Annotated in this window: 5 protein-coding genes; 1 reads left to right on the top strand and 4 read right to left on the bottom strand. The window is 61.4% G+C overall.

Translation table 11 applies throughout. The annotated features are described in order from the left end of the window. Positions 1-708: 708 nt before the first annotated feature. On the bottom strand, positions 709-936 hold the full coding sequence (locus tag Q1L50_RS06560; protein ID WP_300336906.1) for a hypothetical protein: 228 nt from the start codon (positions 934-936) through the stop codon (positions 709-711). A 322-nt stretch (positions 937-1,258) separates the two neighbouring features. Here Q1L50_RS06560 and Q1L50_RS06565 point away from each other — a divergent pair, with 322 nt between their 5' ends. After that, a complete protein-coding gene (locus tag Q1L50_RS06565) occupies positions 1,259-2,377 on the top strand; it encodes a hypothetical protein (protein WP_300336908.1) in 1,119 nt (372 codons plus the stop codon). Positions 2,378-2,923: 546 nt separating this feature from the next. Here Q1L50_RS06565 and Q1L50_RS06570 read toward each other — a convergent pair. From Q1L50_RS06570 to Q1L50_RS06580, 3 genes are all read right to left on the bottom strand, one after another. Next, positions 2,924-3,280, bottom strand: a complete 357-nt coding sequence (locus tag Q1L50_RS06570; protein WP_300336910.1) for a DUF6127 family protein — start codon at positions 3,278-3,280, stop codon at positions 2,924-2,926. Positions 3,281-3,321: 41 nt separating this feature from the next. Continuing rightward, on the bottom strand, positions 3,322-3,990 hold the full coding sequence (locus Q1L50_RS06575) for a hypothetical protein (RefSeq protein WP_300336912.1): 669 nt from the start codon (positions 3,988-3,990) through the stop codon (positions 3,322-3,324). Between the two features lie 3 nt (positions 3,991-3,993). After that, positions 3,994-4,413: hypothetical protein (locus tag Q1L50_RS06580; protein ID WP_300336913.1), on the bottom strand; the 420-nt coding region annotated here is incomplete at its 5' end.

Here is a 4,413-nt window from a genome sequence, read left to right on the forward strand (position 1 = left end):
GGTGGTAGCAGCTTCGCTACCACCCGATCCTTCATCACTTGTCCGTATCTTGCCATTTCCTCACCTCGTCATTGCCCCCGGTTTCAGATCCTATCGAGGCGACAACTAGTCTGACACAGGGGGCAATGAATCCATGATCCACCCACCCTCGGATTCAAGAAGGATCTGACCAATCGACCTCGCTCCGGTCACTTTGGCCGTGTCAGAAAGCGGAGCAAAATACATGCCTTTGATATATATATGGTTTCAATTCATCGGGTTAGCAATCATCGGATACGCGTGACTGTCGATATCGTGGGCCAAGTGTAAAATACTTCGACATCTTGAACGTCTCCTCGGGCATCACTGATAGTACCGATAGCCCCTTGAGGCTCGGCCTTTGGTGGGAGTCGGGCATCTGGGGAGGTGTAAAAGAGTCCGACAGTCAAATTGGGCGAGCCGGTGGGTGGCGCAGTCTGTGGCGTGTGCCGCAACCGTGGCTAACTGGCTCCGTAGCTGCGTTCAGAGCCGAGGCGCCTAGGTGCCCCAGCCGGATCCCGCCGGTCGTCACCAGGCCTCGATTCTGTGCTCGTGCGCTGCCATCCCCGCCCTGCGTTAAGGGGGGCATGCGAAAGCACCTCTGGTCGTGGATCGGCACAGCCGATCGCCGGTATTGTCAGGGGTGTTGCGGCTAAGGAGTTGAGCCAGATCGCGTGTGTTCAGGTGTGTTCAGATTTCGGTGATCCAGCGCAACCAGGTTGCGTCGATCCTGCCGTTGGGCTGGACAAGTTCGTCAGGACCCATCGCGGCGGCGCCGACGAAGATCCTCTCACGCTCGTAGCCATCGCCGTGCGCGCCTTTTTGCAGGACCCCATGCCTCCACTGATTCCCGTGACCACGGTGCCGATCAGTCCCACCGCCCACTCGCGCGTCGAGCGCGGTGGGCGTCATCAGCATCACGACGATGGCCGAGAGCGCAGTGCCCTGCCGGCTGCACGGAGGATGCCGAGGACGTAGCGGGGGGCGGTCGAGGCGCATAAAGCCTCTGAAGATGGCTGATGGCTCTGTGTAGTCGGCGAGCCTGTTGCGGGCCAGGGGCGTTGGAACCATTCACTGTACCCGCAATCAATCACACGTCCGGGCGTTCCGGCGAGCGCACGGAGCGGCCGTTTTCCGCACCGCTGCGACAGATGCTGGTGGTGGCCACCTTCCTTAGAAGTTTGGCGACGTTGTGCAGTCTGGCGCAGCGAACCATTGATGCGGTGAAGGGGCGATATGCTTGACCATGGTGCTTATCACCATGCAGCCGACCAGCATTTTTGCCGCCAGATTTCTACGGATTTGCTCCGCCGCCAAACGCAGGTGCCGGGCACGCCAATGGGGCTGCTCCCGGGCAGGGGCATCCGCCGCTCCTGCCATCGGAGTTTGCCCGTTGATGGGTCGCGGGCCGATGGTAGGCCGGCGGCGTGTGAAGCGATTCGTTATCGGCAAGCAGCTCTGGCTGGTCGAGCGCCAGGGCGCAAGATTGCCGCCGGCCGCATCAGGAGGAGCTATGTCGAGAGGAACAGCCAGAGCGCAACGAATAGTCGAACGCCATTTTCGGAAGTTTGTCGAAGCGACAGGCGTTCAGGGGTTTAGGTTCGTCGTGGTCGACGTCACGAAGATCCGGAGGAAAGCGCCAAAGGTTGAGCTCGCCGTGAAATTCGCGGACAGCATTACGGTGTTGCATCAGGATGCCCATTGGCGACCTACGGGTTTGCGCAAAATCGCCGTGTCCGCTGACCAGGCAGAGGAGTTCGCGCGCCGCATTCTTTCACGGCTCGCCGATGCCGTGTTTTTCGCAACCGTGGATGTCGGATACATGGGGCAAGTCGAGACCATTCATGCCTTCATGCGACGCAAGGCCGCACCGGGCAAGCTCGGCAAGATCGTCGACCCGCTCACCAGTTCTTATCTGGTCCTCGCGAAGGAAACACGCCAACGCGGGTCTGACGAGTTCTTCATTCAGTTCCACGACGCCTTCGGACCAAACTGCAGCTTCAGCGGCAAGATCGAAGCGATCTGCACTGGGGCCGAACTGAGAACGTGTGCGGGTGAAGTGACCTATGACAACAGCAGAGGCACCTTCCTGAATCATGGCATTGCGGAAAAACACATCCGCCAGGAGAACGGCTGCTGCGTGATGGACTGCCTTTTCGACCTGCAATACGGCCTGACCGGCGTCGAGGTGACCTATACCAATGGCAACTGGAGCGTGACCGGTGGAAATTTCAGCGAGGACATTTACCACAAGGAAATCACCCTGACCTCTTGCTGTCCGCTCCCCGCTCCTCCTCTATCCAGCCTGCCCGATGAAACCGACGGCTATCTGCACAGTGGACCACTGGAGGATGAGTAGCAGGAAGACGCTCTCGCCGCAACAAGCAAGGAGATGGTTTGATGCCTGACCAGGAGAAGAAAAAGGGCCCGCGCCCGGGACCGTCGAAGCGGCGGTGGCTGATCAAGTGCTGCCCCGAACTGATTCAACTGCCGGCTGATCCGATCGGCAATCATATGCGTGCGCGCAAGGGCGGTATGGTGTGGGCGGGACAGAAGTTCGAGATGCGTCTGACCTTCGCCGATTCGGAAGGTGGTGAGGGTGACTACGGGGGGTGCCGGTGCCGTTGTTGCGAGTACCGGCAGTACGTCCGCGGCACGTTCAGACTCAATGGCCGGCTCCAGGAGCATCGTCTGGTCGGCGGACGAATGCATCCGACCAAGTGGCGAGAGGATGCGGTTCAACGGCTTCCGGGCGGCCAACTGCTGCGCTACGGCCACCGCAGGGACACCTACTCGACGTGGGATGACTATCCACCGCTCAGGGGTTCGGGATGCGCGTACATCGGGCGGGATGCGCCGGGGGTGATAGCGCTACCCGGCACTGCTTTCGAGATCGACCTCTATTTCAAGGGTGAAGTACGGGATGTGTGCGCGAACAGAATCGTGGCACAACGATATTGGCGGGTAGCATACGCTGGGATCTTGCGGCGGCCCTGAGGATGCCGGCCGCCCGCGCCGCGGTGAAACCTGGCGAAACGATAACGGTGCTCACGGGCACCGCACGGCGACAAGACGCACCTGTGTCAAAGACGTCAAGCAGACTGCGCATCTCGCTGATGTCCCCCGCCGCCTCCGGGCCGTCGAGGCCGACTTCCGATAGCGCATGGCGAGCCCCGCGCTCGGCCGCCCGCTCCAGGATCGCTTCAAATTCTTCCTGCGGCAGCGGCACGATCTTGGCTCGCTCGATTTGCGCTTCTTGCATGACCGCGTCTCCCGAAATGAATAACCCTGCAGTTGCCCCGATCAAGTATCCGGAGTAATGCGAACGACGTTGACTCCGTCGGTGACTAGCACAGCCCGCTTCCCCTGCGCCACCACGACGCCGCTTCCCGCTGCCGTCTTGAACGTCGTGGTGAACGCGCCGCTGTTGTTACAGAACACGACGGCTTGCCAACTGTTCGGCACGATGACGTTTCGATTCCCGGTCAACGCGCCGGTCGTCTTCAGGTACGAACATCGCGCCTTGTCGGCATTGGCCGGCGCAGTCAGATCCACATCCGCCGTCGTCACGGCGACGCTACCATTGCTCGGCAGATAGGCCGGCGCCACCCAGGCCCGGTTGTCCGTGTAGCTCGTCACCGACGACGCCCCGGTGACGACGGTGTAGAGCGGAATCGATCCGCCGGTGAATCCCACGGTATTCTTCGACACCACCCCCGCGCGCGTCGCCTCGATGTAATTCGTAGTGGACGCACTCAGCGTCAGCGCCGCCGCGTTGTTGCTGATCGTGGTCAGCACGCCATCAACCAGCATCACGCCGCCGTAGTAGAACCAGTTGAGGCCGGAGCACAAGCTGGCGCGCCGCCCGAACAGCATCGCCGGGCTACCGGCGTCGAACAGCGCGTTGGCCGTCACTTCCTTGGACGACTGCGATTGCGCGATCAGGTCGAGATTCGTGGTGCTGCTGGCCACGGTCTACCTCGTGATGGACGTGGTGAGCGGATATCCCCGGCCAACGGTGGCCGAGATCTGGTAGAGCTTGAGATACAGCGTCGCCTGGTTGGCGCCGAAGTCGCTGACCTGATCAGTGCTGGCATAGACGCAGGACGGCGAACTCACCGTGATCGTCCGCTTGACCGCCGCATAGCTGCCGTCGGCGTAGACGTCGATCGCGTACGACTCGCTGGCCTCGCTGAGCGACGCGTCGACGTTGTCTCGCCACTCTCCACCGTCGCGCGTGCGGCGAATCCAGCTCAGCGCCCAATCATTGCTTGTCGGCGCCGGGGTGAAACCGGCGTCCACAAGCCGACATAAATCTGGTGCGAGCAATGCGGTAACTGCAGCCTGCAACTTCGGTTTGAGGGCGCAAAGAGAGGGCCGCCCGGCCCGTGGGCA

The organism is Accumulibacter sp. (genome assembly GCF_029255145.1).
GTDB lineage: Bacteria > Pseudomonadota > Gammaproteobacteria > Burkholderiales > Rhodocyclaceae > Accumulibacter.

What these genes read in the sequence shown, in the direction of transcription:
- Q1L50_RS06570 (WP_300336910.1), bottom strand. Translation starts at nt 3,280, where the DNA reads ATGCAAGAAGCGCAAATCGAGCGAGCCAAGATCGTGCCGCTGCCGCAG.
- Q1L50_RS06560 (WP_300336906.1), bottom strand. Translation starts at nt 936, where the DNA reads ATGCTGATGACGCCCACCGCGCTCGACGCGCGAGTGGGCGGTGGGACT.